We start from the raw sequence: 26,619 nt of genomic DNA, 5'->3' as shown, positions 1-26,619 counted from the left end.
AAATGAAAAAAATTTCAGCCCTATTTTTAATAAGTTTAGCATTTTTTCTTAATGCTTGCTCCAAGGAAGAAGAAATTCAAAATGATTTTATGTTTGAAGAGTATCACAAAGGAGATAAAATAGTCTTAAATAGTGTAAATGGTGGAAGCAAAACTTTAATAAGAACAGATAAAGGTTTTGTGGTGGAAGGAGAGGAAGGAAAAGTTCTAATGTTTGATTTTTTTGGCACTTTTTGCACCCCATGTAAAGAAGAAGCTTTAGATCTTAGCAAACTTTGGAAAAATAATTCTAGCAAATTTATCATTATAGGACTTACACATTTTGAAGATGTTAGCGATGAAACAGTTAAAAAATTCGCGGATGATTATGGTGCTTACTATTTTCTAAGCAATGACAGCTCTAATGATCGTATTATTGCTCAAATTTTAAAAGATATAGACTATCAAAATATGGAGCAACTTCCTTTTAAAGTTGTTTTAAAAAATGGAATTTATCAAAAAATAAGCGATTACTGGAATAATAATACTCCAACAAATTTTTATCTTGGTAAAATTCCAACAGAACTCATGCAAGAAGATTTAAATAAAATCTACAAAGGAAAATAATGCCAAAAACCCAAACTCTAGAGCAAACAAAACTTAGTGAACCAAAAATGTATAAAGTTATACTCTTAAATGATGATGTAACAACCATGGATTTTGTTATAGAAATTTTGATGAATATTTTTCATCAAAACCTTGAGAAAGCAAGTCAAACAATGTTAGAAATTCATCACAATGGTTCTGGAATTTGTGGCATTTACACCCAGGAAATAGCTCTTTCAAAACAAAAAAAAGTTATGGATGCGGCTAAACTTGCTAATTTTCCACTACAAGCAAAGGTGGAAGAAGAATGAAATACCAAGAAAATTTACAAAAATATCTTGATAATGCCAAAAATCTAAGCTTAATAAATCACCATGAATTTGTTACCTGTGAGCATGTACTGTTTGCATTACTAAAACTAAGCACTGATTTTAAGGATATATTTGAAGAATTTTCAGATGGAGATCTTGAACTTCTAGAAACTGAATTAAAAAATTACATTTCTCAAAACAATCAAGTTATTAAACAAGAAATAGAACCTACAATATCTGTTGTTTTAGATGAAATCTTACTTTCATCTAAAAATAAAAATAATGAAATTAAAATTATAGATTTTTTAGAAAAGCTCATACAGGATTCAAGAAGTTATTCTAGCTATCTCTTAAAAAAACACAACATAAATCTTAACAAAATTCAAGAACTTCAAAATCATGAAAATATACAAAATTTAAACAACCACACAAGTGATTTAACACTTTTGGCTCAAAATGGCAAGATTGATCCTTTAATAGGAAGAAAATTTGAACTTGAAAGAATGATGCAAATTCTTTCACGTCGCAAGAAAAATAATCCTATTTTAGTAGGAGAAGCAGGAGTTGGCAAAACGGCCATTGTAGAAGGATTAGCATTAGCTATTGCGGAAAAAAAGGTGCCTAAAAACTTACAAAATGCAAAAATTTTTAGTCTTGATATGGCTAGTATACTTGCGGGAACAAAATACCGTGGAGATTTTGAGAAAAGAATTAAAGAAATTTTAAATGAACTTGAGAAAATACCCAATGCTATTTTATTTATTGATGAAATTCACACTATAGTAGGAGCTGGAAGCACAGGAGAATCTCATACTGATTTTTCCAATCTTTTAAAACCAGCTCTAAGTAATGGAACTTTAAAATGCATAGGTGCAACAACTTTTATGGAATATAAAAATACTTTTGATAAAAATAAACCCCTAAGTCGCCGTTTTGCTAAAATAAATGTAGATGAACCAAGCCAAGAAGAAAGCTTGCAAATTCTTAAAGGATTAAAAAACAAATATGAAGAATTTCATCATATAAAATTAAACGATGAAATTCTTCAATATGCTGTAATTTGGGGTAAAAAATTTTTTAATGATAAATTTTTACCTGATTGTGCTATAGATCTGATCGATGAACTTGGCGCTTCTTTTGCTTTAAATCCAAAAGCTAAAAAAAATGCCAATTTAAAAGATTTAGAAAATGTTTTAGCAAAAATGACCCACCATCACAAAATATTTGAATTCGATCAAAATAAAGCTTTAATGAATTTAAAAACAAATTTAAAAGCAAAAATTTTTGGCCAAGATGAAGTTATAGATAGCCTTGTTTCATCACTTAAGCAAAGTTTTGCGGGATTTAAAAATTCTAATACACCACGCGGAGTGTTTTTGTTTACTGGATCAAGTGGAGTTGGAAAAACAGAACTTTGCAAAGCTTTAGCTGAATTTTTAGGTTTAAATTTAGAACGCTTTGATATGAGTGAATATGCAGAAAAACATACTATAAGTAAACTAATAGGATCTCCAGCTGGATATATAGGTTTTGAAGAGGGTGGACTTTTAAGCAATGCTATTCGCAAAAATCCTTTCAGTCTTGTTCTTTTTGATGAAATAGAAAAGGCTCATCCTGATTTAAGCAATACCTTTTTACAGATTTTTGACAATGCTGAACTCACCGACAATAGCGGTCTTAAAGTAGATTTTAAAAATACAATCATTATTATGACATCTAATCTAGGACTTAAAGAAAGCAATGAGCTTGGTTTTTTAAGTAAAAATGAAGAAAAAAGTAATCGTGCTATCAAAGATTTTTTTGCTCCAGAATTTATTAATCGCATTGATAAAATTTTACATTTTAATGATTTAAACGATGCTATACTTGTTAAAATTATCGAAAAAGAACTTGATGAAATTTCTAAAAATTTAAATAATATAAAATTATCAATGGATGATAAAGCCAAAATTTATTTAGCTAAAAAAGCCTATAATAAAGAATTTGGAGTAAGGCTTTTAAAACGCATAATTTCTGAGGAAATAGGAGAAAAAATCAGTGATGAAATTTTATTTGGAAAGCTTAAAAAAGGTGGTATAGCTAAAATCAAACTTGGTAAAAATGGAAAGCTCAAATTTATATTCTAAATTACTCAATGCGCCTAAAAATGCTCCTGTATTTTTAAGTCAAAATTTAGAAGCTGATTTTATTGTAAAAGCTTATACTTTTGGTCTATTCCCATGGACAAGTAAACCTGTAACTTGGTGGTGTCCAGATCCTAGATGCATTTTAATTCCAAATCAAATTCACATCCAAAAAAATATGAAAAAATTTATTAATCTCTATCAAATTAAACTTGATTATGATTTTTTAAAATTAATTACATTATGTCGCGATACACGCTCTCAAAGCTGGATAGATGATGAATTTATTACCACTTATTATAAGTTATTTACCCAAGGCTATGCGCATAGCCTTGAACTTTATGAAAATAATGAACTTATAGGTGGAATTTATGGTTTAATTTTAGGCAAGGTTTTCTTTGGTGAAAGCATGGTAAGCATTAAAAAAAATGCATCTAAAGTTGCCATGATTAAACTTTGTGATTTATTAAAACCTTATGATTTTATCATAGATTGTCAAGTTTATAACCAACATTTAGAATTTATGGGTGCTCATAATATTTCTAGGAAAGAATTTTTAAATATTTTAAAAGAAAAATGCAATCAAGAAAGTGGTTTTAAAAATTTTAAAGATTTAATTACTTAAAAATAAGCGTGAAAATCACGCTTATGACATCGCTTTAGCAACTTCAGCAGAGCTTTCACGAATTTTCTCCATACACTCTCTTGCTTCTTTTGCAAGTTCAACACTCTGATTAACATCCTCTAAACCGCTTTTAATACTCTCAACCACTTGTGATGTAACATTGCGAATAGAATTAATCGTAGTGGTAATTTCATTAACCGAATGCCCTGTTCTTTCAGCTAAATTTCTTACTTCATCAGCAACAACAGCAAAACCTCTACCATGTTCACCAGCACGTGCTGCCTCAATAGCAGCATTTAAAGCAAGCAGATTAGTCTGATCAGCAATATCACTAATAGTTTGAATAATAGATTTAATTTCATCTGATTGTTGATTTAAAGAGGAAACAAGATTTGAACTTTGAGACATCATATCAGCAATATTCTGAACATTTGAAACAGTGTTTTCAATTACACGATCTCCATCTTGAGTAAGATTATCATTTTTTTCTGCAAGTTCGCTTATGAGACGAAGTTTTTCTTGATCTTTTTTAACTTGTTCGCTTATATCTGTAGCAAATTTAATAACCTTGTAAATTTTTCCATCATCATTTTTAACCGGATTATAACTTGCTTCAAGGTATACTTTTTTATTATTTCTTCCGTATCTTATATATTTACCTGATTGAAATTTACCCTCTCTTAAATCTTCCCAAAATTGAACATAGTCCTTAGAGTGTCTATAATTAGAATCACAGAACATACTATGATGCTTTCCTTTAATCTCATCAATATTAAAATCCATAGTTCTTAAAAAATTTTCATTAGCCGTAATAATAGTCCCATCAGGTTTAAATTCAATAATAGCCATAGAACGATTAGCAGCAGCAATAGTATTTCTAAGATCAAGCATTTCATAATGTCTTTGAGTTATATCATTGGCAAATTTAATAATTTTATAAACATAACCATTATTATCACTAATTGGAAGATAATTTGCTTCTAAATAAACATCTATCCCTCCCTTAGCTATACGTCTAAAAAGACCACTTCTAGCTTTTCCATCTCTTAAATCTTTCCAAAAATCACTATATGCTGAAGAATTAACAACTTCAGGCAAACAAAACATACTATGATGCTTACCCTTGATCTCTGAAAGGGAGTATTTCATAGTTGTTAAAAAATTTTGATTTGCCTCTAAAATAACGCCATCGGTAGTAAATTCAATTACCGCCATGGTATTCCCAATAGATCTTAAAATATCTCCTAAACCATTACATTTTTTTTCAAGTTGTTCAATTATTTTAGTATTATTTTTCTTAGCACCAAACATAAAACTCACCTTTTTAATAATAAATTATTTTAAAATTATATCATATTTATATAGTATTATTTACTTAAAATTATATTAATTTATAAGTTAAATATATCCTTTAAACCTACAATAATCATCTTAAACCCCATAGCAACAATAAATACTTGTGCTATACGAGAAAAAACATGTAAAATCAATTTTCCAACTATTTTTTCTATAGTAGCTGCAAAATGAAAAAGTATAAACATAAAAATAAAAGCTATCATTACTCCGCCAAGAGCAACATCAAGCCCACCATCTTCGGCTATAACAATAACGCTAGCTAAAGTTCCAGGCCCAACAAGCATAGGAAATGCCATAGGTATTAAACTCTGTCTTAAAATTTCCTTATCATCCATATCTTGATAAGAACTAAAATCCTTAGTTGCAATTTTTGTTGAAAAAAGTAAATTTTTAATAGCCATTATAATAAGAACCAAACCACCAGAAACCCTTAAATCATCCAATGAAACTCTAAAAATATAGTTCATAAATAAAGGTCCTGATAATAAAAACACCAAAACTATAGTAAAAGCTGTATAGAGAATAGTTCTAAAAAGTTTTTTTCGAAGCATTAAAGGCAATCCATCACTCATAGCCAAAAATTGAGTTAAATTACCAAAAGGATTTAATATAGCAAGTAAAGTAATTGCAGCAAAAAACATCAAATAAAGCTCAGAACCCATACTAGAAAACACTATCAATCCTTAGCTTTTACAAATTCCAAAGAAATAGAATTTACACAATGTCTTACATTTTTAGCAGAAAATCCTTCTCCTTCAAAAACATGACCTAAATGTCCATTGCAATTTGCACATACAATCTCGGTTCTAATCCCATCTTTATCAGGAATTCTTTTAACAGCCCCTTTTATTTCATCATCAAAGCTAGGCCATCCACAACCTGATTTAAATTTATCTTCGGATTTATAAAGCGAAGCTCCACATTGCTTGCATTGATAGATTCCTTTTTCATAAAAATCATTATATTTCCCACTAAAAGGAGCTTCTGTTCCTTTATTTAAAATTACTTTTTTTTCTTCTTCATTTAATTCTTTCATGATCTACCCTTGTAAAATAATTTTTATATTATATAATTAAAATTTCAATTTTAAATGATAAATTTTTATAATTTTCAAGAAAGTTTTAAATGCAAAAAGAATTTTTTCAAGAACTTCAAGATATTTTATATGAAAAAAATATAACTATAAAATTTCACTCTTTTCAAAATTTTTATGAAGACTTTAAAAGCCACAAATTGATTTTTAATCACGAGCATCAAAGCATTTTCAAAAAAAATACATCACAACAAATTACCTTGCTTCATCCTACGCGTATAAGAAGGCCTAAATTTGTCAATTCAACTCATGCGCTTGCTAAAATAATTCATTCAGTCGCTCATATAGAATTTAATGCAATTAACCTGGCTCTAGATGCGAGTTATCGCTTTAAAAATCTACCTTTGCAATTTTATTACGATTGGCTGGAGGTAGCAGATGAGGAAATTAAACATTTCAAACTTTTAAATTCAGTACTTAAAGAACTTGGTTACAAATATGGAAATTTTCCAGTGCATGATAATTTAGAATCTGCTCTAGAAGCTACAAAAGACTCTTTAAGCTTTAGAATGGGAGTAGTTCATAGAGGTTTAGAAGCTAAAGGGCTTGATGCCAACCCCTTTGTTGTTCAAAAACTTCAAAGTTCCAATCATTCCATTAAAAATCTTCTAATGGAATATCTTGAAATTATACTTAATGATGAAATAAAACACGTTAAAAAAGGAGATACTTGGTGGAAATTTGCAAATCAAAACAGGTATGATTTTATTGAGCTTTGCAAAACGTTTAAACAATTCTCTCTTGCGGGAAAAAAACTTAACATTCAAGCAAGAATCAAAGCTGGCTTCACTCAAGAAGAATGCGAAGTCATTGAAAAATTTTACTCTTGATTTCTTATCTTAAATTTTGAAACGATAATGGTATATAAAACCCGAATAATTCCATAAAGCACATACAAGCTTGCTAAAATTACTAAACTTTCAAGAGGGTAAAGATATAAAAATGAAAATATTATAATTAAAATAATCAAAACTTTTAAAACACTAGAACGATTAAAATCAAGCTTTTTAAAGCTAGGATAACGTATATTGCTTACCATTAAAAGCCCTAAAATTGCTTGAAGCACCAAAAAAACTACGCCATAAGGCTTTAAAAAATCATAACTGATAAATGCATAAGTCCATATAGCACTTACAACTGCTGCCGTAGGTATAGGAAGACCTATAAAAACGGAGGGTTCATAAGTGCCTGTGGTAACATTAAATCTCGCCAAACGAATAGCTCCAAAAACCACAAAAAAAGCTGTAATCAAAGATCCAAGTTTTCCAAAATCATAACCTATAGCCATATAAAAAAGAACCGCTGGAGCAACTCCAAAAGCTACTAGATCAGCCAAAGAATCAAATTCTACTCCAAATTTTGAAGTAGAATTTGTAAGTCTTGCAACACGGCCATCAAGCCCATCGCAAATCAAAGATAAAATAATATAAATCAAAGCTGTATAATAATTTCCATGTATTGAAGCTATAATAGAAATAACCCCTAAAAAAGCTGAAGCAGCTGTAAAAAGATTGGGTAAAATATAAATTAGTTGCGGTCTGTTATTCATTATTTTTCCTTACGCAAAATAGCCTAGCAATGAACCTGCTTTAATTTCATCATTTAAGCCTATATGAATTCTAGTATCTTTTGGTAAAAGTAAACTTATAGAGCCATTAATTAAAAAACCCATTCTATCTCCTGCTTTTAAATCATGAGAAATATTATCAAGCTTTAATTTTCTATCAAAAGAACCTGCATAGATTCGCAAGGCTATCGTTTTATTCTCTTTAACTTTTGCCAAAATAAAAGCTCTTTCATTCATCATTTTTGCAGATTTTAATTCACTGCACAAAAAAAGCCCATGTCGTAAACGAATATCTATTATAGACATTGCAAAAGGTGTATTAAAATTCCCAGCATCATAAAGAGCATTTTTAATAGTAATTTCAACACATTCACCCAAATCTTTATGATGAATATTTTCTATTTTAGTAACCCTACCATCCATAGGTGCAAAAATAGCTTTTTCATCACTACAAACAAGTTCTCTTTTGGGCGCTCTAAAAAGAAAAATACAAATTACAATTAATGCTAATAGCAAGATGGAAAAAGAATAAAAAATCCACACAAAAATAAAAATTAAGCTTAAAATAATAAGACTTAAATATCCATCTTTTGCAATAAAATCTTTCATTCTTCTACTTTAACTTCAGTTTTAACTTCTTCGAGTTCTTGTAAACGAGTTGGTAGACTATTTTGATCCTCAAACTCTTTAATAATCTCGCGCACTTTATTACCTTCAATAGTTTCTTCTTCATAAAGGGCTGCAACCATAGTCTCAATCGCTCCCTTATAAGTATTTAAAGTATCTTTAACATCTTTATAGCGTTCATCCAAGGTTTTCTTTACATAATCATCTAAAGATTCTGCCATCTTTTCAGAATAATCTTTGATAGTTTGTCCACCACTTAAGAAAGTATTTCTTTGTTTTTCAAGTACCATAAGTCCTGCAATTTCACTCATACCATACATAGAAATCATAGCTTTTATGATATCGGTTGCTCTTTCTAAATCATTACTTGCACCCGTTGAAATTTCACCTATAAACACTTCTTCAGCTGCACGACCACCCAAAAGTACATCTACTTCAGCGATAAGTTCATGTTTTTGCATTAAAAATTTATTTTCCTCAGGAGTATTTAAAGTATAACCTAAAGCCGCAAGACCACGCGGAATCACAGAAACCTTACTTACACGTTTTGCGCCTTTGGTAGTTTCAGCAATCAAAGCATGACCGCATTCATGATAAGTAACAATTTTCTTTTCTTTTTCATTAATACGACGTGATTTCTTCTCAAGCCCTGCTATAGCTCTTTCAACAGCTTCAACTAAATCATTTTGTTCTACATATTTTTTAGAATCCCTACCCGCTAAAAGCGCTGCTTCATTAATAATATTTGCAAGATCAGCTCCTGCAAGCCCTGCGGTTAAGCGTGCTATATCTTCTACTTTAACTTTTGGGGAGATTTTGACATCTTTCATGTGCACTTTTAAAATATCACACCTACCTTTAAAATCAGGTTTATCGACTAAAACTTGTCTATCAAACCTTCCTGGTCTTAAAAGCGCTGCATCTAAAACTTCTGGGCGATTTGTTGCTGCTAAAACAATGACTGGGGAACTTTCTGTCCCAAAGCCATCCATTTCAGCCAAAAGCTGATTTAAAGTTTGTTCTCTTTCATCGTTTCCACCCATCATGCCACTTGCTGCACGACTTTTACCAATAGCATCTATTTCATCTATAAAAACAATAGCAGGAGCTTCTTTTTTTGCATTTTCAAATAAATCTCTCACACGAGAAGCACCTACACCCACAAACATTTCTATAAAAGACGAACCTGAAACACTAAAAAACGGCACATCAGCTTCACCTGCAACTGCTTTTGCAAGCAAAGTTTTTCCTGTACCTGGAGGCCCAACAAGTAAAAGCCCTTTTGGAATTTTAGCTCCCAATTTAATATATCTTTCAGGATACTTTAAAAAATCTACAATTTCTTTTACTTCTTCTTTAGCTTCTTCAACACCAGCTACATCGCTAAATTTTACTTTAGGTTTTTCTGAATTTACAAGCTTCTTAGAACTTCCTATACCCAATATAGAACTTCCCATATTTTTTTGCATACGACTTGCCAAAAACATCCAAATACCAAAGAAAATAAATACTGGCAAAACCCATGAAAAAAGTATATCCGTAAACCAATTTGTTTCAGAATACGCACCATAAGCGATATTTTTACTATCTAGTAAACTCACAAGCTCAGGATCATTAACTTTTTTTGCTGTATAAACAGTATTGTGAGAGCTTGAAATCGCTTTGATTGTTGTTTGTCCTATACTAACTTGATTGATTTGTCCACTTTCAATAAGCTTTTTTAACTCAGAATAAGGGACATTTTTATTTACTTCATTGCCATTCAATGCCCCGCCAAAAGAACCATTGCCATCAAAAAATCCCTTAAAAATAATTATCATTACAATTGCAAAAATCGCAAAAATAAAAATGGGATTTTTGTTAAAAAAATTATTACCCTGCGGATTACCCTTATTATTTTGGGTATTATTATTCATTACTTATCCTTTTTTATTATTTTTATATACAAAACTACACCACTCATTGATTTGCATTTCATCAATGAGTTCCAAATCTTGAAATTTTTCTTTAATTCTTGTTGAATATTTATCTAAAATTCCTGATAAAATAAGTATAGCATTATCTTCTAAATGGTTTTTAATATCTTTTTCTAAAATTAAAATCACATCTGCAATGATATTTGCAACAATTAGATTATATAAACCATTTGCTTTATCTATAGATCCACACCAAGCCTTGTGAAAATCGACACCATTTAATCTTGCATTTTCTAAAGAACTATCAATAGCCAACTCATCAGTATCACAAATTTCAACATTACAACCAAACTTTGCCATAATAATACCCAAAATTCCACTACCACAACCAAGATCTAAAGCTCTTAATTTACTTTTAGAAAATTTTTGTAAAAATTTTACACAAGAATATGTGCTTTCGTGATGTCCTGAGCCAAAGGCTAAGGCTGGATTAATCTTTATATTTATACAATTCTTCTTTTCTTCTTGCCAAGTTGTATGGATGTAAACATTATCCACTAAGATAGGTTTTATGCCTTTTTTATATTCTTGTATCCAGTCCTTGTTTTCTTTCTCTACAAGACTTAAATTAGAAATAATTTTATGGTTTAAATTGAAAGTAGTTGTAAGTTTTTGAGCAAATATTTCAAGTGCCCATGAAAACTCTTCTAAACTCTCATGGGATCTAATGTAAACACCATTATCTTTCTCTTCTATGGCTTCTATACCTAAATCAAAAGCAAAATCAAGAAATAAATTTTTATACCGCTCTTCTACGATAAAGAACAATTCATAATATTTTTTTTGCATTTAGAATTTTAAAAATCAGCCTTTACTCAGCTGCACCTTCTCCACTTCCTGTTCCTAAAACATCTTCAAGTTTTTCCTTTAAAACTTGTGGAGTAAAAGGTTTTACAATATAGTTATTTACGCCAGCTTTTAAAGCAGTAATCACTTCAGCTTTTCCGCCCTCAGTTGTAACCATGATGATAGGCATATCTTCATATTTTTTCTCTGCTCTTACTTTTTTTACCAACTCCAAGCCATTCATTTCTGGCATATTCCAATCTGTAATTAAAACTTTTACATCTTCATTTTTAGTTAATAAATCCCAAGCTTCAACGCCATGCTCAGCTTCTAAAACATCATCGTGTCCAAGTCTTGTTAGGGTATTTTTAATAATCCTTCTCATAGTAGAACTGTCATCAACAACTAACAATTTCACAATTTCGTCCTTTCAAAGTTTTTATAGTTTTATTTTACCCTTTTTAGCCTTATTAATCAAGCTAAAAAATTTTAAAAAACAGCATTATATCATCTTTTACTTAAATTTTTACTCAAATATTATTATTTTTATACTTAACCGTAAATAAATATACACTTAAACCTAAAAGAAGCAAGCTCACTCCACCGATAAGATAAATCGCATAAATCATCTGAGAAAGATCACCAATAGCAAGTTTAAATACCAACATCAAAGCTTCTATAGCTAAAGCAATGATAATAGAACCCAAAAATCTCACCATAGTTTTTTGAATTCCACCTTCTTCTTTTTTTGTCCTTCCTAATACTTCTTGTTCGATCAAAGTTTTTGCCAAATCAAAAATAGCTAAAGCCAAAGTTATAGCGATGGTACTTTCAAACATATGTTCTATACCTATAGCTTGATTATCAAAAAGACTAAAAAAACCTTTTTGAAATAAAAAACAAGTAATCACAAATAAAACCAGTGCGAAGCAAAAATATACCGAACGACTAAATTGAGTAAAAACAAATTCAAATTTTCCTGCTTGAATAATCTTTAAAATATCTTCAAGTTTTATATCAATACAAACAACAAAAAGCAAGTTATTTTTATCATCGTAAATTGGCATAGAAGCTGTCACGCAAAGCTCATTATTTAAAACCGAAGGATAAGGATCGCTCAAAACACATCGTCTTAATTTTACAGCTCTATAAAAATAAGAACGAGTACTTCTATCCTCACCCTGTCCTATTTCATGAGCCTTATTTAAGGAAATCGCATTTTCTATTTGCATGCCTGAAATATCTAAAATATACAAAGCATCAAAAACAACAACTTCATGAGCTATTTTATCCAAAGCTGTTTTAATCGTTTCAAGGTGAATGTCAGGAAGTTTATTGGGCAGATTTCTTGTTAAAATATAACTCATATAAGCCCTAGCACGATAGCGATTATCTTCAAATCTTTGTATATCTTTTATATACATTATACGCCTTCTTTATTGTGTTTAAATTCAGGTACAATCTTTAATAAAGCCTCTGAAATATCTTCACATATTTGTAAATTTTCTATCTCTTTATTAAGCCAATCAAGATCAACCTTCTCATTCTTTGCTACAAAAATACTCTCATATTGCGTTTTAGCATCATTTTCATCAATCAAAAGCTCTTCATAAAGCTTCTCACCTTTTCTTAAACCTGTGATTTTAATTTCTAAATCATTGCGATTAGAAAGTAAAAGCATTTTTTTAGCTAAATCTATGATTTTCACAGGCCTACCCATATCCAAAACAAAAAGCTCTCCTCCTTTTGCGATAGCTCCAGCCTGTAAAACAAGTTGCACTGCCTCAGCCACAAGCATAAAATAACGCACTATATCAGGGTGCGTTAAAGTTAAAGGCTCATTATTGGCAATTTGTGCTTTAAATTTCGGTATCACACTACCACTAGAACCTAAAACATTACCAAAACGCACACAAGCAACTTCAAAATTTTCATCACTCATACTTAAAGTATAAAGCTCGCAAACTCTTTTAGTACAGCCCATAATATTTGTTGGTCGCACTGCTTTATCTGTACTTATCATCACAAATTTAGCTACTTTATTTTCTTTAGCACTGTCGCATAAAATTTTGGTTCCTAAAATATTATTGATTACTGCTGAATGTGGATTTTGTTCGCAAAGAGGCACATGTTTATAAGCGGCTGCATGTAAAATAAGCTCGGGTTTATAAGTTTTTAATACCTCATCTAAACGTTGCTTATCTAAAATACTCAGTAAAATAGGAGTAATTTTTTCTTTATATAAATTTAAATCATCATTGATCTTATAAAGATTATACTCACTATGATCAACCATAATAAGATGCTTAGCACCAAATTTAATACATTGCTTACAAAGTTCACTGCCTATAGTTCCACCTGCTCCACTTACCAAAACTACCTTGTCTTTTAAAAAAGCCGCCACAGCACTATCATCTAAATCTTTTGGTTTTCTAGCAAGCAAGTCTTCTATACTGATATCTCTTGCTTCGTTTCTTGTAAAAGAAAATATTTTTACATCGCAAATACCATAAGCTACAAGTTCTTCAAAAAGTTTTTTAAGCTCTTCTTGTTCAAGTCTTAAAGCAATAATGGCAGTTTTTACCCCTTGTTCTACATAAGATTTTATTTTTTCTTTTTCTTCTACAATAAATTTATCACAATAAGTCCCTATAAGCTCTTTTCTCGCATCAACTACGCCTACAGGAAAAAGCCCTAAAGAACCTTCTTTTGCACCTTTTAACAAATGCAAAGCCTTAGAAGTTGCCCCTAGTACAATACAAGGAGTTTCTTCTTCTTTCATTCTAGAAGGTTTAAAATCCACAAGCATTCTTTTGCTAATTCTTAAAGTACCTATAAACATATAAGAAAGAACAAAATCTATCACAATAGCACTTCTTGGAAAAGGATTAAAAAAATCACTAAAAAAATAAAAAATAAGAAAAAAACAAAACTCAGCTAAAAGCAAAGCGATAAAAATCTTTCTTGCTTCATTGAGAGAAAAAAATCTCCAAGCTACTTTATAAATTCTAAAAACAAACAAAAATGAAAGTTTTAAAACAAGCAAAATAATAGCAGAAACCATCATACCATGATAAAAAATACTCGGAATATCTCCACTAAATCTCAAAGAAAAAGCCAGATAAACGCTAAGTAAAATTAAAACAATATCTGAAGTTAAAAAAAATGCTAATCTTTTGCTTTTATAAAAAATCATTTTAAGCCTTTATGCTCTTTAAGATCAGTTTTGAAATTTCATAAACATCATCTTTACTCATCGCCGTGCCACTTGGCAAACAAATTCCTTTTTGGAAAAATAACTCACTATTGCCATTAAGATAAGCCTTAGCTCCTTTAAATACTTCTTGAGCGTGCATAGCTTTCCATAATGGTCTTGTTTCTATTTGTTCATTTTTCAAATCTTCTATGAGTTTTGAAATTTTTGGATGCAAAGTAATATTTTTTTGACTGATATTTATATCTTTTTGACAAGAATTAAGTTCATTTTTATCAAAATCAATCAAAGCTGTACTTAACCAGCGATTGCTTCTTGAATTTTCTAATTCATCTAAAAAGCTAAAACACTCTCCTAAAAATTCTTTATACCACTCATAAATTTCTCTTTTTTTAAGCACTCTTTGTTCTAAAACCTCCATTTGTGCTACGCCAATAGCTCCTAAAACATTGCTTAAACGGTAATTATAACCATAATCTAAATGTTCATAATGCAAACAATTTTCCCTAGCTTGAGTGCTATAAAATCTTGCTTTTTCAATCTTTTCTTTATTTTTTCCTATAAGCATACCTCCACCTGAAGTGGTGATAATTTTATTGCCATTATAAGAATAAGCTCCAAATTCTCCAAAAGTTCCTAAAGCTTTATTCTTATAAAAACTTCCTAAAGCTTCAGCAGCATCTTCGATTAAAACAATTTCATTTTCTTTGCAAATTTCAACAATTTCATCCATTTTAGCCGCATTGCCATAAAGATGAGTTAAAATCAATGCTTTTGGTTTTTTTTCACATTCTTTAATAGCAAGCTTTAATAAATCTACATCGATATTATAAGTTTCATCACAATCTATAAATACAGGTTTTGCTTTAAGATAACAAATAGGTGCTACTGAAGCGATAAAAGTAAAAGAAGAAGCCAAAACAATATCATCTTGTTTTACCCCTGCCACCCTTAAAGCTAAATGCAAAGCCGCTGTGGCTGAATTTAAAGCTAAGGCATTTTCACTTTTACTGTAAGCCTTGACACTTTGTTCAAAGCGATTTACAAATTCACCCAAAGGTGCTATATAATTGCTTTTGAAAACTTCTTCTATGTATTTTAATTCATTACCACCCATATGCGGAGGAGAAAGAAAAAATCTCATGATTTATCCTTTGTGTAAAACAAAATTTTTATAAATTGACTCTATTTTACCTAAAAAAATTTACAAAGAATCAAACAAAAATCTTTTTATAATCATTTCATATTTTTCTTTTTGCAGGTACTCCCACAAAAACACCTTTTTCATCTTGATTTTTAACTAAAGTTGCTCCACCACCTAAAATACTATCATCTGCCAAACTTAAATTAGGCAAAACACAAGAATTAATCCCTAAAAAACAATTTTTACCAATTTTTACGTTACCCGCACATTTAGCTCCCACACTCACATGAGAAAATTCCCCTATCACACATTCATGCTCAATTACGCTTGAAGTATTTAAAATCACACCTTTTTCTATTTTAGCTTTAGCGTTAATCACTACATAAGGCATGATTAAAATTCCTGCACTTTCTTCCACGATTGCGCTAGGACTTATAAGTGCACTTTTATGGATAAGATTGACAATTTTAAAGCCATTTTCTGAAATTTTTTGATAAATCTTTTTTCGAATTTCATTGTTTCCTATGGCTATAAAAAAATCATATTTAGGTAAGGTACTTTCAAATTTCATTCCTTTAAAATCATCTAAAAAAATACATTCTTTATAACCCATATTTTTAGCCACATCTTCACAAACAAGCCCATGACCACTAGCACCATAAATATAAATTTTTTCAGTTCTTGCCATTAAATTTCTCTGTTGTAACATGGCCTTCTTTGCTTACCCCACTTCGTTTTAAAACCTTTAAAGCTGTTAAAAACATGATTTTTAAATCAAGCAAAAAAGAAATATTTTTCACATAATACACATCAAGTTCGAATTTTTTCTGCCAAGAAATAGCATTTCTACCATTTGCCTGCGCCCACCCTGTTATACCTGGACGCACTTTATGACGCAATTTTTGCTCTTCATTATAAAGGGATAAATACTCTACTAAAAGAGGTCTAGGTCCCACAAAACTCATATCCCCTTTTAAGATATTAAAAAGTTGTAAAAGCTCATCCAAGCTTAAGCTTCTAACAATTTTTCCAAAAGCTTTTAAGCGAAGCTCATCGCTTAATAACTCACCCTTTTCATCTCTTTCATCGCTCATGGTTTTAAATTTATAAATTTTAAAAATTTTTTCATCTAACCCGGGGCGATTTTGGGTAAAAATCACACTTCCTTGAGTGATTTTTAAAAGTAAAGCAGTGATTAAAATCACCGGAGAAAAAAGTACTAAAAGCACTAAAGCTAAAATAAAATCAAAAATTCTTTTAAAAACTTTTTCATACATTCTTAATTACCCTATCATAAAGTTTTAAATAACGCTGTGCGATATTATTTTCATCGTATTGTAAAGCATCTTGGGCGGCATTTTTAGCTAAATTTAATCTTAATTTTTCATCTTCTAATAAAAGTGAAATTTTTTCGCTTAAATCCTTAGCATTTTTTGTTTTTGCCCAAAGTCCATCATAAGCATTAGAAATAGCCTCTACACAACCTTCACAATCGCTCACCACTATAGCCTTACCACAAGCTTTTGCCTCCAAAACACTTACAGGAAAGCCTTCTTTATAGCTTGGCAAAACAAAAATATCACAATTTTGCAAAAGTTCTACGATATCACTTCTAGCACCCAAATAATGCACTGCGCCAAAGTTTAAAAACTCCAAACTCGCACAAGAAGGATTTTCATCTCTTCCACCAACTAAAACAAAATTTGCTTTGTCTTTTAGCATAGTAGCACTTTCATAAAATTCTTTTACACCTTTATGCCATAAAGCTCTTGCTATCATAAGTACAATGGGTTTTTTATCTATGTTTAAATTTTTCCAAAAAAGCTCTTTTTTTTCCGATTCTACATAAATAGGAAAAAATTTTTTTAAATTGATCCCTACAGATTTTATCACGCAAATTTTATTTTCTTTAAGTCCTAAATTCCGCATAAACTCAGCATTACTTTCATTGACAAAAATAAATTGGTGTGCAAATTTAAAACTTAATTTATAAAGACTATCAATAACAAAACGCACTAAATTTGCCTTAAAACCTTGATCTATATAAAAAGATCCCAAGCCTTCTACTAAGGCAAAACGATAAGGAATTTTTGCCCATTTTGCTGCTAAAATTCCAAAAGTATTGCTTTTGTGTGCCGCACTTTGAATAAAATCAAGATTTAAATTTTTCAAAACCTTAGCAAGATAAAAAAAATTCTTTAAAACCACAAAAGGATTTAAACTAGCTCTTGAAAACTCATAAACAATTACTTTTAAGCCAAGATCTCTAAGTTTTTGCGTGTATTCATCTTGCGGCACTATAACAAAAACTTCGTCTTTTCTATCTTTTAACGCTTTTATAATAGGCATTCTAAAATGATAAATACTCGCTCCTGCATGTGATAAAAATCCTATTCTCATTTTCAACCCTTAAATTTTAAGTTTAAAAACCTTAGCATCTCTAGAATTAATCACCAAGTCAAATAAATTCTTATCATAATTTCCCAAAAAAAACATTTGCACATAAGCACTATTAAACATGGTTTTATCCATTAAAATAAATTGTGCATAAGGAATAGCACTATCCTTTAAATAAAAAATATAAAACTGAGCCTTATCATCGATTGGAGTGATTTTGTATTCACCTTGTTTAATAGAATTAATCTCTACGATACTATTTACAGAAACCACATTATCACCTATTTTAAAACTTCTAAAATCATCACTTAAAACCACTCCGTTGCTAAGATAAATTTCTCCATTTTTAACATCAAGTGGATAAGCTGTACTAAAAGTAAAAGGTTTATCCAAAACTCCTGTATCTAAATTAATAAAAGAAAAACTAGCCACCGTAGAAAAAATCAAAGACATTCTAGCGGGCATATAAAGATAAATATCACGAGTTTTTGGTGTATCGATTTTAAAATCAGGTTTTGATAATGAAGCTAGAAATAAATCCACATTGCTTTGATTATAATCTTTCATCATGGCTTGTAAAATGTCTGATTTTAAAATATCATTTTGCGGAGCATAAAAGCTTTTTTCTGTATATTCTACACTAAGTCTTGCCATATTAGCCGCAGCTTGTTCATCTTTGCTTAAAGCAAAAGAAGGGAAAAAATTATCCTTGCCTAAATGCTTTCCACCATCTACTAAAGTTTTCACATCGCTATAATAACGCACAGGATAACCATAATCCCACCAAGTTACCACATAGTCTTCTCTATTGGCTATATTTTTTAATTGATTTAATAATGATGCTTCATTTTGAGAAAAAACTGTTGGTGCTTTGTAGTTGTAGATATGGATAAATACTGGAGTTAAAGTCAAAACAGTTGTAAAAACAATACAAATATTTGAAGTTAATTGGCTATATTTTTTAACCAATATAGCCTTAAACTCGCTCAATAAAAAACCAAATCCTAAAGCCATTACAGGTACAGAATAAATGGTAAATCTAAGCCCCCCTTTTAAGGCTAAAAACCCAAGCACCAATATAGGTAAAGCTATAATCATACTTTTATGTTTTCTCAAAAGCCATACAAAACCAAACAAAGAAAACAAAAAAACAATTTCACTACCACTAATTCTTCGCATAAATTCGCTAAGATCTACATTTTCAACTTCTTGTATGGTTTGATTAACATTAAAATACATAAAACCCTGTGTTAAATTCGCACTTTCATCACTTCTAAAAATATAAAATTTAAGCTGATAAAGTATAGGATCAACCCCACCACTTAAAATCAAAAATATCAAAGTTACACTACCTAAAATTCCTATAATCATAAAATTTAAGCGTTTTTGCTCTAAAGCGAATAAAGCAAAAAGTATTACTATAATGGCACTTTGATAAAACCATGCTATATTTGAAAGAGTAAGAGAAGACAAAATCACAGCTATATAAAAAATCTTTTCTTTTCTATGAAAAATAAGTGTATAAATTAAAAAAAGTCCAATTAAAGCTACATTTAAAGTATAACTTGAAGGATACCACCAAAGATAAATTCCTATAAATAACGGCAAGGCAATCAATGAAAAAAAGTCTTTTTTTAAAATCATTCTTACCATAAAAAATAAAATAAACATAGGTAAAACAATTACCAGCATATCCGTATCATAATACCCGCTCATAGTGCGATTATAATAACTGTTTGCTATACTTGCTAAAAGAGCAGCTACAAAGCCCATTAAAGGACGTTTGTATTCATTAGCTAGTAAAATAATAGGAATCACCACCAAAGAAGATAAAAAAGTACTCATATATAAAATGATACTTTCAAAAGAAAAAGGTGTGATTTTATAAAGCCAATAAGTAAGCGTAGATAAAGAAGATCCATAATAACTCAAATCATTAGGCTGATGAAAACCTGCTATCATATCTCTTGCGCCCTCAGCAAAGGCATAGCCATCGTTTGAAATGATCATTAATTGATTATTGAAAAAATACTCATTAAACTCACTTGCCCACCAAATCCAGTAAAATCTACACAATGCACTAAAAACATAAGCTAATATAATCATCGCAAACAAAACTAAATAAGGGTTTTTTAAATACTCTTTTTTCAACATCTTTTATCCTAATAAATATTTCAAAGCATCGCGTGCAATTTTTACTTTATCAAAGGCTTTAGCCCTAGTTTTAGCTTTGTTTTTATACGCTTTTCTTAATTTATCGTCTTCAAGCATAGTTTTTAAACCCTGAAACATAGAGTTTTCATTATCTACTTCTACTAAAAGTCCAAATTCATCATCGCCAAAAAGCTCTCTTGCACCACTTTTATGATCAGTGCAAACCACCGCACAAGAACAAGCTAAACTTTCGATTAAAACATTTGAAAAACCTTCAAACACAGAAGCAAAAGCAAAAAATTCGCATTTAGCCATGTATTTATAAGGATTATTATCAAATCCTAAAAGCAAAACCTTTTCTTCCAAATTTAATTCTTTAATCAAAGCTAAAAGCTCATCTTTAAGCACACCTTCACCTAAAATCACAAGCTTTAAGCCTGTTTTCAATCTCGCATAAGCACGAATTAATAAAGCATGATTTTTACCTTTATCAAGCCTGCCTACACTTAAAATAAATTTATCTTTTAAAGCTATGTCTTCAAGGGCTTTTTGCCCTATGTTTTCTAAATCGATGGCATTGTATAAAATTTCACATTTTTTTGGATTTATACTAAAATTTTGCACCAAATCTTCTAAATTTCCCTTAGAATTAGGCAAGATTAAATCAGCTTTTGGGTAAAGCAAAGAAATTAAAAATTTATTTACCAAAGAATTAAAATTATTTTTCATATACATCACACTTGGCGTAGTGCATTCATTGATCACAAGGCGAGTTTTGTTTCCAAACATTCTTGCCATTAAGGCTATATAATTAGGTCGATTTAAAAAAACAAATTCTGTATCAATGCCCAAATTGCTGCAAAGTTTTTTGTATTTTAAAGCCAAAAAAGGTAGTTTTAAAAATTTCAAAATAGGATTTTCACTAGGTTTTGAACATTCTAAAAAATGAATTTGACACTCTGGAATTTCATAAGAAATTTTATCATTCATCAAGATCAAATGCACTTCAAATTTCAAACTTAAAATAGGCAATAAAGTCGCCACAACTCTTTCAGCACCACCACTTCCTAAAGAATAAATAAAAATGCCTAATTTTTGCATAAAGCCACCCGAATTTTTGATAATTTTTCAATCATATTATTTGGAATTATACTTAAAATGAGTAATATCAAAGCAGGAGCATTGATTTTTATACTCAGGCTTTTAAACAAACATTTATAAAGGGCTTTATAATTTTTTGCCAGTTTTGCATAATAAGCTGCCATTTTATAATAACTCGCACAAGTTTTTTTATAATCTTTATCCTTACTCATTCTAAGTTCATTTTCTAAAATTTTAGCAAGCTCTAAATATCCCAAATAGACCCTATGAGCATTTTTACTCGCACCCAAAGTCACGCTATCTTGCCTAAAAATCCTATAAATCCTAAAAGCCTTATGGATATAAAAACTTTTTTCCTTGTATAAATTTACCCAAAGCGTGGCTTCATTGCCATAAAATTCTTCATTAAAATGCTTGTTTTCAAGTAGAGATTTTTTAAAAACAGAAAAAAACTCTCCGCTAAATTTAGCCATTAAAAAATCTTTTTTAGAAATTTCACTATCTTTTTCCAAGCCCTTACCGCTAAATTCCTTGCTTAAATTTCCTTCTTTTTCTATCAAACAATTTCCAAAAACATGAGCATAACCCTCATTTGCTTTTTGCATCAAGGTGCTTAAAGCCCCAGATAAAAGTTCATCATCATCATCTAAAAAAGTTACAAACTCGCCACTTGCTTGATCTAAGCCATTATTTTTATTGCCATTTGGGCCTTGTTTGTAATTTTGATTTAAAAAATACTTAATGCGATCATCATCTTTTTGTAAATTTTGCACCACACTTTTAGTATCATCGCTAGAATTATCATCGCTTACAATAATTTCTAAATCTTTAAAATCTTGATTTTGTATGCTTTTAATAGCCTTTTCTAGTAAAACTTGACGATTAAAAGTTGGTACTATAACAGAAAGTTTAGGCATTTTTAACCTCAGCTATAAGCTTAAGCCATTCTTCTTTGATATGAGAAATTTCAAAGTCTTTACACCTTTGTTTGGCATTATTTACAAGTTCTTTTCTAAAATTTTCATTATTTAAAACAAGTTCAAGTTTTTTAGCAAGTGCTATTTCATCATCACAACCTATCAAAAGCCCATCATGATTATCTTTGATTAAATCCTTAGCACCATTATAATAAGAACTTGAAATTCTACAAACCTCAAAATACAAACTTTCAATTAAAACCGTTGGCAAACCCTCTACAAAAGAACAAAGACAAAGCACTTTTGCTTTTTCATAAAGAGTCTTGACATTTTCAACTCGTCCTAAAAAATCAACTTTTATTCCTAAAGATTTTACCTTGTATTCAAGTTCTTGCCTTAACTCTCCATCTCCTGCTATAACAAATTTATAATTTTCTTGCAAATTTTTATCCAAATGCGCTATAGCTTTTAAAAACATTGCAGGGTTTTTGTTGTGATCTAAACGCCCTATAAAAAGAACCAAATTTTCCTTTTCAAAACTAGAATCAAAAGGAATTTCATCACTAAAATGACAAGGATTTAATAAAAACCTAACCCTTTTTACAAATCTTTCATAATACACCTTATCACTGCTTCCAAGCACACTTAAAGCATCACAAAAAGGATAGCTTACTCTTCTTAAAAAACGCCAAATTTTAGGTTTTAAATACGCTTCATTGCTATGCTCACTTATAATGAGTGGAGTTTTAAACCCTATTTTCGCAGCAATACAAGCAATATTAGTCGTATCCAAAAAAGAAATAAAAACATCAGCCTTACTTTCTTTCAAAGCCTTTCTTAAAGCAAAAAATTTCTTAAAACGACTTGCGATTTTATGATAAAGCGTATCAAATCTAAATTGTTCTAAACTTGTAACTTTAACTTCATTTTCAAGCTTATAAAAAGACTCTCCTGCATGAAATTTAATAATACTTACTTCATGCTCTTTGCAAAGTGCATTAGCTAAGGTTACTAAAACACGCTCAGCGCCTCCTGAATTTAAAGTTGCGATAATAAAGCTTATTTTCATCATTTCCCCTCTTTAAGCTTACCGTGTTCTAAACGATAAACCTTATCACATTGCGTTATCGTAGAAAGGCGATGTGCGATAATAATCATGGTTTTATCTTTAGAAATTTTATAAATTTCATCCATGATTTTTGCTTCACTTTGAGTATCAAGCGCAGAAGTTGCTTCATCAAGCACTAAAATTTCAGGCTCTAAATATAAAGCTCTTGCTATAGCTATGCGTTGTTTTTGTCCCCCGCTTAAATTACTCCCCCCATCACCCACTTTTGTTTGCACTCCTTGAGATAAATTTTTTATAAAATGCTCTAAATTTGCTTGTTTGATAACCCTATTAAGTTTTTCTTCATCAACCGCATCTCCAAAAGTGATATTTTTAGCTATACTGTCATTAAAAAGATAGATATTTTGCGGGATATAGCCTATTTTTTGGCGATAATTTTTTGTATTATTTGCATTTAATTCTTGCTCATCAATTAAAATTTGCCCTTCTTTTGGTTTTAAAAGTCCTATGATAAGATCTACTAAGGTACTTTTTCCGCAACCACTCTCCCCTATAAAAGCGATTTTTTCGCCTTTTTTAATGTTTAAGTTAAGATTTTTAAATAAATATTTTTTTCCCTCATAACCAAAGCTAAGGTTGTAAATTTTAAGCTCTTGATTAAAGCTTAATTTTTCCTCGCCCAAATTTTCTTCTTCTTGTCTTAAATTTTGATAAATAATATCCAAAGAAGAATGATAATAAAGCAAATCATGATAACTTGTAATAATACGATTTGCACTTGGCATTAAGCGATAAAGTGCTAAAACAAAAATAGAAATCGTGGATAAAATACCTGAAATATCACTTTCATTTTTCAACACCAAAAATACCACGATAAAAACAAGTACACAAAAACCTATTCCTTCAAGATAAATTCTAGGCACCGCAGCTACGCTTTCGTTGGTAATATTTGCTTTAGAAAAAGCTTCACTTTGCGCTTTAAAAAGACTTAATACTCCATCTTCTTTGGTTTTAAGCTTAATAAATTTGAAATTATTTAAATTTGTATTTAAAATTTCAAAGAAATTTTTCATCGCTTCTTCGCGTCTTGCTCCTGCTTTTTTAATGATAGGGCTTAAAATTTTCACTAAAATAAAGGCATTTAACACCATAAAAATACTTAAAAATAAAGTGATTTTATAATTAATCAAAAGCATTAAAGCATAAAGCAAAAGCACTACAAAAATTTCACTCATCAAAAGCAAAAATGATGAAATCATAGTGCTTAGATTATAAACTTCTCCTGTAATAGACTTTAAAATTTCAGATTGATTTTTTTGAGTAAATTTTTCATAATTAATATTTAAAAATTTAGAAAAAACCTTATAAGCGATCGCATGATAACGCCCTTTAGAAAATCTTGCCAAAAGATGAAAATAATACGCATTTAACAAAGCTCTAAACACATAAAAAACAATAAGCCCCACTCCAAAATAAACAATGATTTCAAAAACAGGGATATTAAGATATTCTTTTAGGCTGATTAAATATTTATTACGATCAAAATAAGAAAAATCACTGGCCAAAGTGATAAAAGGCATTACCAAAGAAATCGCAAAAGTTTCTATAAAAGAAATAAATATTGAAAAAACAAGCAAGAAAAATAAAAAATTTTTATCTTCCTTACTTAAAATAAAAAAAAGTTTTTTTAACACTGTTTTTCCCAATCAAAAGCAGATTTGCAAATAAGCTCTAAATCATCATATTTAGGCTGCCAAGAAGTAAGATTTCTGATTTTACTTGCATCAGAAATCAATACACTAGGATCACCCGCACGGCGTGGGGCAAGTTCTACTTTAAAATCCACTCCGCTAACTTTTTTCATCGCTTCAATCACTTCTTTTACGCTAAAACCATGTCCATAACCTACATTAAAAACATTGCTTTCATTCTCTTGTAAATAATCCAAAGCCGCTAAATGCGCACTTGAAATATCATCTACATGGATAAAATCTCTTATGCAAGTACCATCTTTTGTATCATAATCATCGCCAAATATGAAAAGTTTATCACGTTTTCCTGCGGCACATTCAGCTGCAACTTTTATGAGTAATGTTGCTTTTGGATAGCGTTGTCCTAAAGTATAATCCATACAAGCACCTGCAACATTAAAATATCTTAAAATGCAATGCTTAAATTCAGGATTTGCCATACTTGCATCACGCAAAACCTCTTCGCTCATAAGCTTACTACGCCCATAAGGATTAATAGGTGCTAAAGGGCTTATTTCGCTCACAACGGGAGTTTGTGGTTCGCCATAAGTGGCTGCCGTTGAAGAAAATATAAATTTATTTACTCCAGTTTGTAAACAAGTTTCGATAAGATTTGTCGTATTAACAGTGTTGTTCATATAATATTTTAAAGGGTTTTGCATACTTTCAAAAACTTCAATGCTCGCTGCAAAATGCACAATAGCGTCAAATTTTTCTCTCTCAAACAATGCTTTTACGCCTTGAAAATCACTTAAATCTTGTTCAAAAAATTTAAAAGATCTTATTTTTTGCAAATCTTCTATTGCAATTTTAGAACCCTTAGAAAGATTATCTAAAACACAAATTTCATGATCTGTTTTTAAAAATTGTCTTAAAGTATGAGAACCTATATAACCTGCACCACCGCTAATAAGAATTTTCATCATCATTCCTTTTTTAAAAAATGTCAAAAATAAATTTTAATATATTTTCTTAAATACTTAAGATCGAACTTTTGAAATTTCACTCTCACAAGCTTTTGCAAAAACTTCTGTATAAGAACGATCTGATTTTTTTTCACGCAAAAAATCTCTCATATAAGAAAGAAAATCAACATAATCTTCTTCACTAACATTAGCTTTAATAAGTTCATATTTTAAAAAAAGCATATAGGTGTTTAAAACATCGCTTTCGCAATATTCGTGGATTTTTTCAAGTTTATTTTCATAAAAAAGTTTCATTACCTCATCGCCATGCACATCATATTTTCCTGGCAAACCCACCATAGAACAAAGTGTATCAAGCTTTATTCCACGCCCGTTAGATCCTAAGGATTCTAATAAATCACAATGTTTTAATTCTGAAAATCTTGTTTTATAATTATTCCATTTATCACTTTGAGTATCCAAATAAGTTGCTGCTTTTAAATTGTATTTTAAAGCCCTTAAAACAAGAACAGGCATATCGAAATTTTTACCATTAAAACTGACTAATTTTGGCTCATAATTTTCTATAAAATTAAAAAAATTAGCAATCATTTCTTTTTCATTTTGTCCATCAATTTTATTCACTTTGATAAATTTTCCAAAATTATCACTTAAAACCGCACAAATACTGATAATTTTATGATAAGGCAAAGGCAAAAACTCACTCCCACTTTGTTCTTTTTGCCACTGAAGTGCTTTTAAACTTACCTCTAAATCACTTCCTTCAAAACCCAAAGTTTTGCGGATAAGCTCAACATCTGGCACACTCTCACAATCAAAAACACAAATATAACCTTCATTTTTTGCCATTTTTAACCTTTTTTTAAATAATTTCGCTAAAATCATAGCAAAAAATTTT

Annotated in this window: 26 protein-coding genes; 5 read left to right on the top strand and 21 right to left on the bottom strand. The window is 30.0% G+C overall.

Annotated features, from left to right (window positions below; genetic code table 11):
- Nucleotides 1–2 precede the first annotated feature (2 nt).
- The 4 genes from AJ889_RS06610 to aat are packed head-to-tail and all read left to right on the top strand — an operon-like array spanning nt 3 to nt 3,643.
- Nucleotides 3–605: a TlpA disulfide reductase family protein gene (locus tag AJ889_RS06610; RefSeq protein ID WP_002867200.1), complete on the top strand. Its 603-nt coding sequence runs from the start codon at nt 3–5 to the stop codon at nt 603–605.
- A complete protein-coding gene (locus tag AJ889_RS06605) occupies nt 605–895 on the top strand; it encodes an ATP-dependent Clp protease adaptor ClpS (RefSeq protein ID WP_002852892.1) in 291 nt (96 codons plus the stop codon). The genes AJ889_RS06610 and AJ889_RS06605 overlap by 1 nt, the downstream gene beginning before the upstream one ends.
- Nucleotides 892–3,021, top strand: a complete 2,130-nt coding sequence (locus AJ889_RS06600) for an AAA family ATPase (RefSeq protein ID WP_014516801.1) — start codon at nt 892–894, stop codon at nt 3,019–3,021. Before AJ889_RS06605 ends, AJ889_RS06600 begins: the two co-directional genes overlap by 4 nt.
- A complete protein-coding gene (gene aat / locus AJ889_RS06595; protein WP_002826100.1) occupies nt 2,996–3,643 on the top strand; it encodes a leucyl/phenylalanyl-tRNA--protein transferase in 648 nt (215 codons plus the stop codon). Before AJ889_RS06600 ends, aat begins: the two co-directional genes overlap by 26 nt.
- Nucleotides 3,644–3,664: 21 nt before the next feature.
- Here aat and cetZ read toward each other — a convergent pair whose 3' ends face one another.
- From cetZ to AJ889_RS06580, 3 genes are all read right to left on the bottom strand, one after another.
- Entirely contained in the window at nt 3,665–4,954 is a 1,290-nt protein-coding gene (gene cetZ, locus AJ889_RS06590) for an energy taxis response protein CetZ (RefSeq protein WP_002860211.1), read from the bottom strand.
- An 80-nt stretch (nt 4,955–5,034) separates the two neighbouring features.
- The gene (locus AJ889_RS06585) at nt 5,035–5,661 is read right to left on the bottom strand and encodes a MarC family protein (RefSeq protein WP_002860212.1); all 627 of its coding nucleotides are present in this window, start codon (nt 5,659–5,661) and stop codon (nt 5,035–5,037) included.
- 14 nt (nt 5,662–5,675) lie between these two features.
- Entirely contained in the window at nt 5,676–6,035 is a 360-nt protein-coding gene (locus tag AJ889_RS06580) for a methionine-R-sulfoxide reductase (protein ID WP_002935045.1), read from the bottom strand.
- Nucleotides 6,036–6,124: 89 nt separating this feature from the next.
- On the opposite strand from AJ889_RS06580, the gene AJ889_RS06575 reads away from it, so the two are divergent.
- Nucleotides 6,125–6,922 (top strand): ferritin-like domain-containing protein, encoded by a 798-nt coding sequence (locus AJ889_RS06575; RefSeq protein WP_002935041.1) that lies wholly within the window; start codon nt 6,125–6,127, stop codon nt 6,920–6,922.
- Here AJ889_RS06575 and pssA read toward each other — a convergent pair.
- From pssA to AJ889_RS06485, 18 genes are all read right to left on the bottom strand, one after another.
- On the bottom strand, nt 6,913–7,641 hold the full coding sequence (pssA, locus tag AJ889_RS06570) for a CDP-diacylglycerol--serine O-phosphatidyltransferase (RefSeq protein ID WP_002859122.1): 729 nt from the start codon (nt 7,639–7,641) through the stop codon (nt 6,913–6,915). The genes AJ889_RS06575 and pssA overlap by 10 nt on opposite strands.
- 9 nt (nt 7,642–7,650) lie before the next feature.
- Nucleotides 7,651–8,268 (bottom strand): phosphatidylserine decarboxylase, encoded by a 618-nt coding sequence (locus tag AJ889_RS06565; protein WP_002866132.1) that lies wholly within the window; start codon nt 8,266–8,268, stop codon nt 7,651–7,653.
- Nucleotides 8,265–10,202 (bottom strand): ATP-dependent zinc metalloprotease FtsH, encoded by a 1,938-nt coding sequence (ftsH, locus tag AJ889_RS06560; RefSeq protein WP_002856296.1) that lies wholly within the window; start codon nt 10,200–10,202, stop codon nt 8,265–8,267. Before ftsH ends, AJ889_RS06565 begins: the two co-directional genes overlap by 4 nt.
- Before the next feature lie 3 nt (nt 10,203–10,205).
- On the bottom strand, nt 10,206–11,051 hold the full coding sequence (locus AJ889_RS06555) for a 50S ribosomal protein L11 methyltransferase (protein WP_002856135.1): 846 nt from the start codon (nt 11,049–11,051) through the stop codon (nt 10,206–10,208).
- Nucleotides 11,052–11,073: 22 nt separating this feature from the next.
- Nucleotides 11,074–11,466 carry a chemotaxis response regulator CheY gene (locus tag AJ889_RS06550; protein WP_002866134.1) on the bottom strand — a complete coding sequence of 131 codons (393 nt, stop codon included), beginning with the start codon at nt 11,464–11,466 and terminating at the stop codon, nt 11,074–11,076.
- Between the two features lie 112 nt (nt 11,467–11,578).
- Nucleotides 11,579–12,472, bottom strand: coding sequence for a PDC sensor domain-containing protein (locus AJ889_RS06545; protein ID WP_002856519.1), 894 nt, complete (start codon nt 12,470–12,472; stop codon nt 11,579–11,581).
- Entirely contained in the window at nt 12,472–14,244 is a 1,773-nt protein-coding gene (pglF, locus tag AJ889_RS06540; RefSeq protein WP_002935035.1) for a UDP-N-acetylglucosamine 4,6-dehydratase (configuration-retaining), read from the bottom strand. Before pglF ends, AJ889_RS06545 begins: the two co-directional genes overlap by 1 nt.
- 1 nt (nt 14,245) lies before the next feature.
- Nucleotides 14,246–15,406, bottom strand: a complete 1,161-nt coding sequence (gene pglE, locus AJ889_RS06535) for a UDP-N-acetylbacillosamine transaminase (RefSeq protein WP_002852877.1) — start codon at nt 15,404–15,406, stop codon at nt 14,246–14,248.
- Between the two features lie 97 nt (nt 15,407–15,503).
- Nucleotides 15,504–16,094, bottom strand: a complete 591-nt coding sequence (gene pglD / locus AJ889_RS06530; protein ID WP_004308598.1) for a UDP-N-acetylbacillosamine N-acetyltransferase — start codon at nt 16,092–16,094, stop codon at nt 15,504–15,506.
- Nucleotides 16,081–16,683, bottom strand: a complete 603-nt coding sequence (pglC, locus tag AJ889_RS06525) for an undecaprenyl phosphate N,N'-diacetylbacillosamine 1-phosphate transferase (protein WP_002935034.1) — start codon at nt 16,681–16,683, stop codon at nt 16,081–16,083. Before pglC ends, pglD begins: the two co-directional genes overlap by 14 nt.
- Complete coding sequence (gene pglA, locus AJ889_RS06520) at nt 16,676–17,806, bottom strand: N,N'-diacetylbacillosaminyl-diphospho-undecaprenol alpha-1,3-N-acetylgalactosaminyltransferase (RefSeq protein WP_032585162.1); 1,131 nt, start codon at nt 17,804–17,806, stop codon at nt 16,676–16,678. The genes pglC and pglA overlap by 8 nt, the downstream gene beginning before the upstream one ends.
- Before the next feature lie 9 nt (nt 17,807–17,815).
- Nucleotides 17,816–19,957: an undecaprenyl-diphosphooligosaccharide--protein glycotransferase gene (gene pglB / locus AJ889_RS06515; RefSeq protein WP_002935030.1), complete on the bottom strand. Its 2,142-nt coding sequence runs from the start codon at nt 19,955–19,957 to the stop codon at nt 17,816–17,818.
- A gap of 3 nt (nt 19,958–19,960) precedes the next feature.
- Nucleotides 19,961–21,058 carry an N-acetylgalactosamine-N,N'-diacetylbacillosaminyl-diphospho-undecaprenol 4-alpha-N-acetylgalactosaminyltransferase gene (gene pglJ, locus AJ889_RS06510; RefSeq protein ID WP_002884080.1) on the bottom strand — a complete coding sequence of 366 codons (1,098 nt, stop codon included), beginning with the start codon at nt 21,056–21,058 and terminating at the stop codon, nt 19,961–19,963.
- Nucleotides 21,046–21,975: a GalNAc(5)-diNAcBac-PP-undecaprenol beta-1,3-glucosyltransferase gene (gene pglI, locus AJ889_RS06505; protein WP_002935026.1), complete on the bottom strand. Its 930-nt coding sequence runs from the start codon at nt 21,973–21,975 to the stop codon at nt 21,046–21,048. The genes pglJ and pglI overlap by 13 nt, the downstream gene beginning before the upstream one ends.
- Nucleotides 21,968–23,047, bottom strand: coding sequence for a GalNAc-alpha-(1->4)-GalNAc-alpha-(1->3)-diNAcBac-PP-undecaprenol alpha-1,4-N-acetyl-D-galactosaminyltransferase (pglH, locus tag AJ889_RS06500; RefSeq protein WP_074484708.1), 1,080 nt, complete (start codon nt 23,045–23,047; stop codon nt 21,968–21,970). Before pglH ends, pglI begins: the two co-directional genes overlap by 8 nt.
- Nucleotides 23,044–24,738: an ABC-type lipopolysaccharide transporter PglK gene (gene pglK, locus AJ889_RS06495; RefSeq protein ID WP_002935022.1), complete on the bottom strand. Its 1,695-nt coding sequence runs from the start codon at nt 24,736–24,738 to the stop codon at nt 23,044–23,046. The genes pglH and pglK overlap by 4 nt, the downstream gene beginning before the upstream one ends.
- Nucleotides 24,732–25,718, bottom strand: a complete 987-nt coding sequence (gene galE / locus AJ889_RS06490) for a UDP-glucose 4-epimerase GalE (protein WP_002935020.1) — start codon at nt 25,716–25,718, stop codon at nt 24,732–24,734. Before galE ends, pglK begins: the two co-directional genes overlap by 7 nt.
- Before the next feature lie 57 nt (nt 25,719–25,775).
- Nucleotides 25,776–26,570, bottom strand: coding sequence for a 3'-5' exonuclease (locus AJ889_RS06485; RefSeq protein WP_002935018.1), 795 nt, complete (start codon nt 26,568–26,570; stop codon nt 25,776–25,778).
- Between the last annotated feature and the right edge of the window lie 49 nt (nt 26,571–26,619).

This window comes from Campylobacter sp. BCW_6468, assembly GCF_001762865.1.
Taxonomy (GTDB): Bacteria; Campylobacterota; Campylobacteria; order Campylobacterales; family Campylobacteraceae; genus Campylobacter_D; species Campylobacter_D jejuni.
This window is presented reverse-complemented; position numbering and strand designations above follow the sequence as displayed.

What these genes read in the sequence shown, in the direction of transcription:
- AJ889_RS06610 (WP_002867200.1), top strand. Translation starts at nt 3, where the DNA reads ATGAAAAAAATTTCAGCCCTATTTTTAATAAGTTTAGCATTTTTTCTT.
- AJ889_RS06605 (WP_002852892.1), top strand. Translation starts at nt 605, where the DNA reads ATGCCAAAAACCCAAACTCTAGAGCAAACAAAACTTAGTGAACCAAAA.
- AJ889_RS06600 (WP_014516801.1), top strand. Translation starts at nt 892, where the DNA reads ATGAAATACCAAGAAAATTTACAAAAATATCTTGATAATGCCAAAAAT.
- aat (WP_002826100.1), top strand. Translation starts at nt 2,996, where the DNA reads ATGGAAAGCTCAAATTTATATTCTAAATTACTCAATGCGCCTAAAAAT.
- cetZ (WP_002860211.1), bottom strand. Translation starts at nt 4,954, where the DNA reads ATGTTTGGTGCTAAGAAAAATAATACTAAAATAATTGAACAACTTGAA.
- AJ889_RS06585 (WP_002860212.1), bottom strand. Translation starts at nt 5,661, where the DNA reads ATGGGTTCTGAGCTTTATTTGATGTTTTTTGCTGCAATTACTTTACTT.
- AJ889_RS06580 (WP_002935045.1), bottom strand. Translation starts at nt 6,035, where the DNA reads ATGAAAGAATTAAATGAAGAAGAAAAAAAAGTAATTTTAAATAAAGGA.
- AJ889_RS06575 (WP_002935041.1), top strand. Translation starts at nt 6,125, where the DNA reads ATGCAAAAAGAATTTTTTCAAGAACTTCAAGATATTTTATATGAAAAA.
- pssA (WP_002859122.1), bottom strand. Translation starts at nt 7,641, where the DNA reads ATGAATAACAGACCGCAACTAATTTATATTTTACCCAATCTTTTTACA.
- AJ889_RS06565 (WP_002866132.1), bottom strand. Translation starts at nt 8,268, where the DNA reads ATGAAAGATTTTATTGCAAAAGATGGATATTTAAGTCTTATTATTTTA.
- ftsH (WP_002856296.1), bottom strand. Translation starts at nt 10,202, where the DNA reads ATGAATAATAATACCCAAAATAATAAGGGTAATCCGCAGGGTAATAAT.
- AJ889_RS06555 (WP_002856135.1), bottom strand. Translation starts at nt 11,051, where the DNA reads ATGCAAAAAAAATATTATGAATTGTTCTTTATCGTAGAAGAGCGGTAT.
- AJ889_RS06545 (WP_002856519.1), bottom strand. Translation starts at nt 12,472, where the DNA reads ATGTATATAAAAGATATACAAAGATTTGAAGATAATCGCTATCGTGCT.
- pglF (WP_002935035.1), bottom strand. Translation starts at nt 14,244, where the DNA reads ATGATTTTTTATAAAAGCAAAAGATTAGCATTTTTTTTAACTTCAGAT.
- pglE (WP_002852877.1), bottom strand. Translation starts at nt 15,406, where the DNA reads ATGAGATTTTTTCTTTCTCCTCCGCATATGGGTGGTAATGAATTAAAA.
- pglD (WP_004308598.1), bottom strand. Translation starts at nt 16,094, where the DNA reads ATGGCAAGAACTGAAAAAATTTATATTTATGGTGCTAGTGGTCATGGG.
- pglC (WP_002935034.1), bottom strand. Translation starts at nt 16,683, where the DNA reads ATGTATGAAAAAGTTTTTAAAAGAATTTTTGATTTTATTTTAGCTTTA.
- pglA (WP_032585162.1), bottom strand. Translation starts at nt 17,806, where the DNA reads ATGAGAATAGGATTTTTATCACATGCAGGAGCGAGTATTTATCATTTT.
- pglB (WP_002935030.1), bottom strand. Translation starts at nt 19,957, where the DNA reads ATGTTGAAAAAAGAGTATTTAAAAAACCCTTATTTAGTTTTGTTTGCG.
- pglJ (WP_002884080.1), bottom strand. Translation starts at nt 21,058, where the DNA reads ATGCAAAAATTAGGCATTTTTATTTATTCTTTAGGAAGTGGTGGTGCT.
- pglI (WP_002935026.1), bottom strand. Translation starts at nt 21,975, where the DNA reads ATGCCTAAACTTTCTGTTATAGTACCAACTTTTAATCGTCAAGTTTTA.
- pglH (WP_074484708.1), bottom strand. Translation starts at nt 23,047, where the DNA reads ATGATGAAAATAAGCTTTATTATCGCAACTTTAAATTCAGGAGGCGCT.
- galE (WP_002935020.1), bottom strand. Translation starts at nt 25,718, where the DNA reads ATGAAAATTCTTATTAGCGGTGGTGCAGGTTATATAGGTTCTCATACT.
- AJ889_RS06485 (WP_002935018.1), bottom strand. Translation starts at nt 26,570, where the DNA reads ATGGCAAAAAATGAAGGTTATATTTGTGTTTTTGATTGTGAGAGTGTG.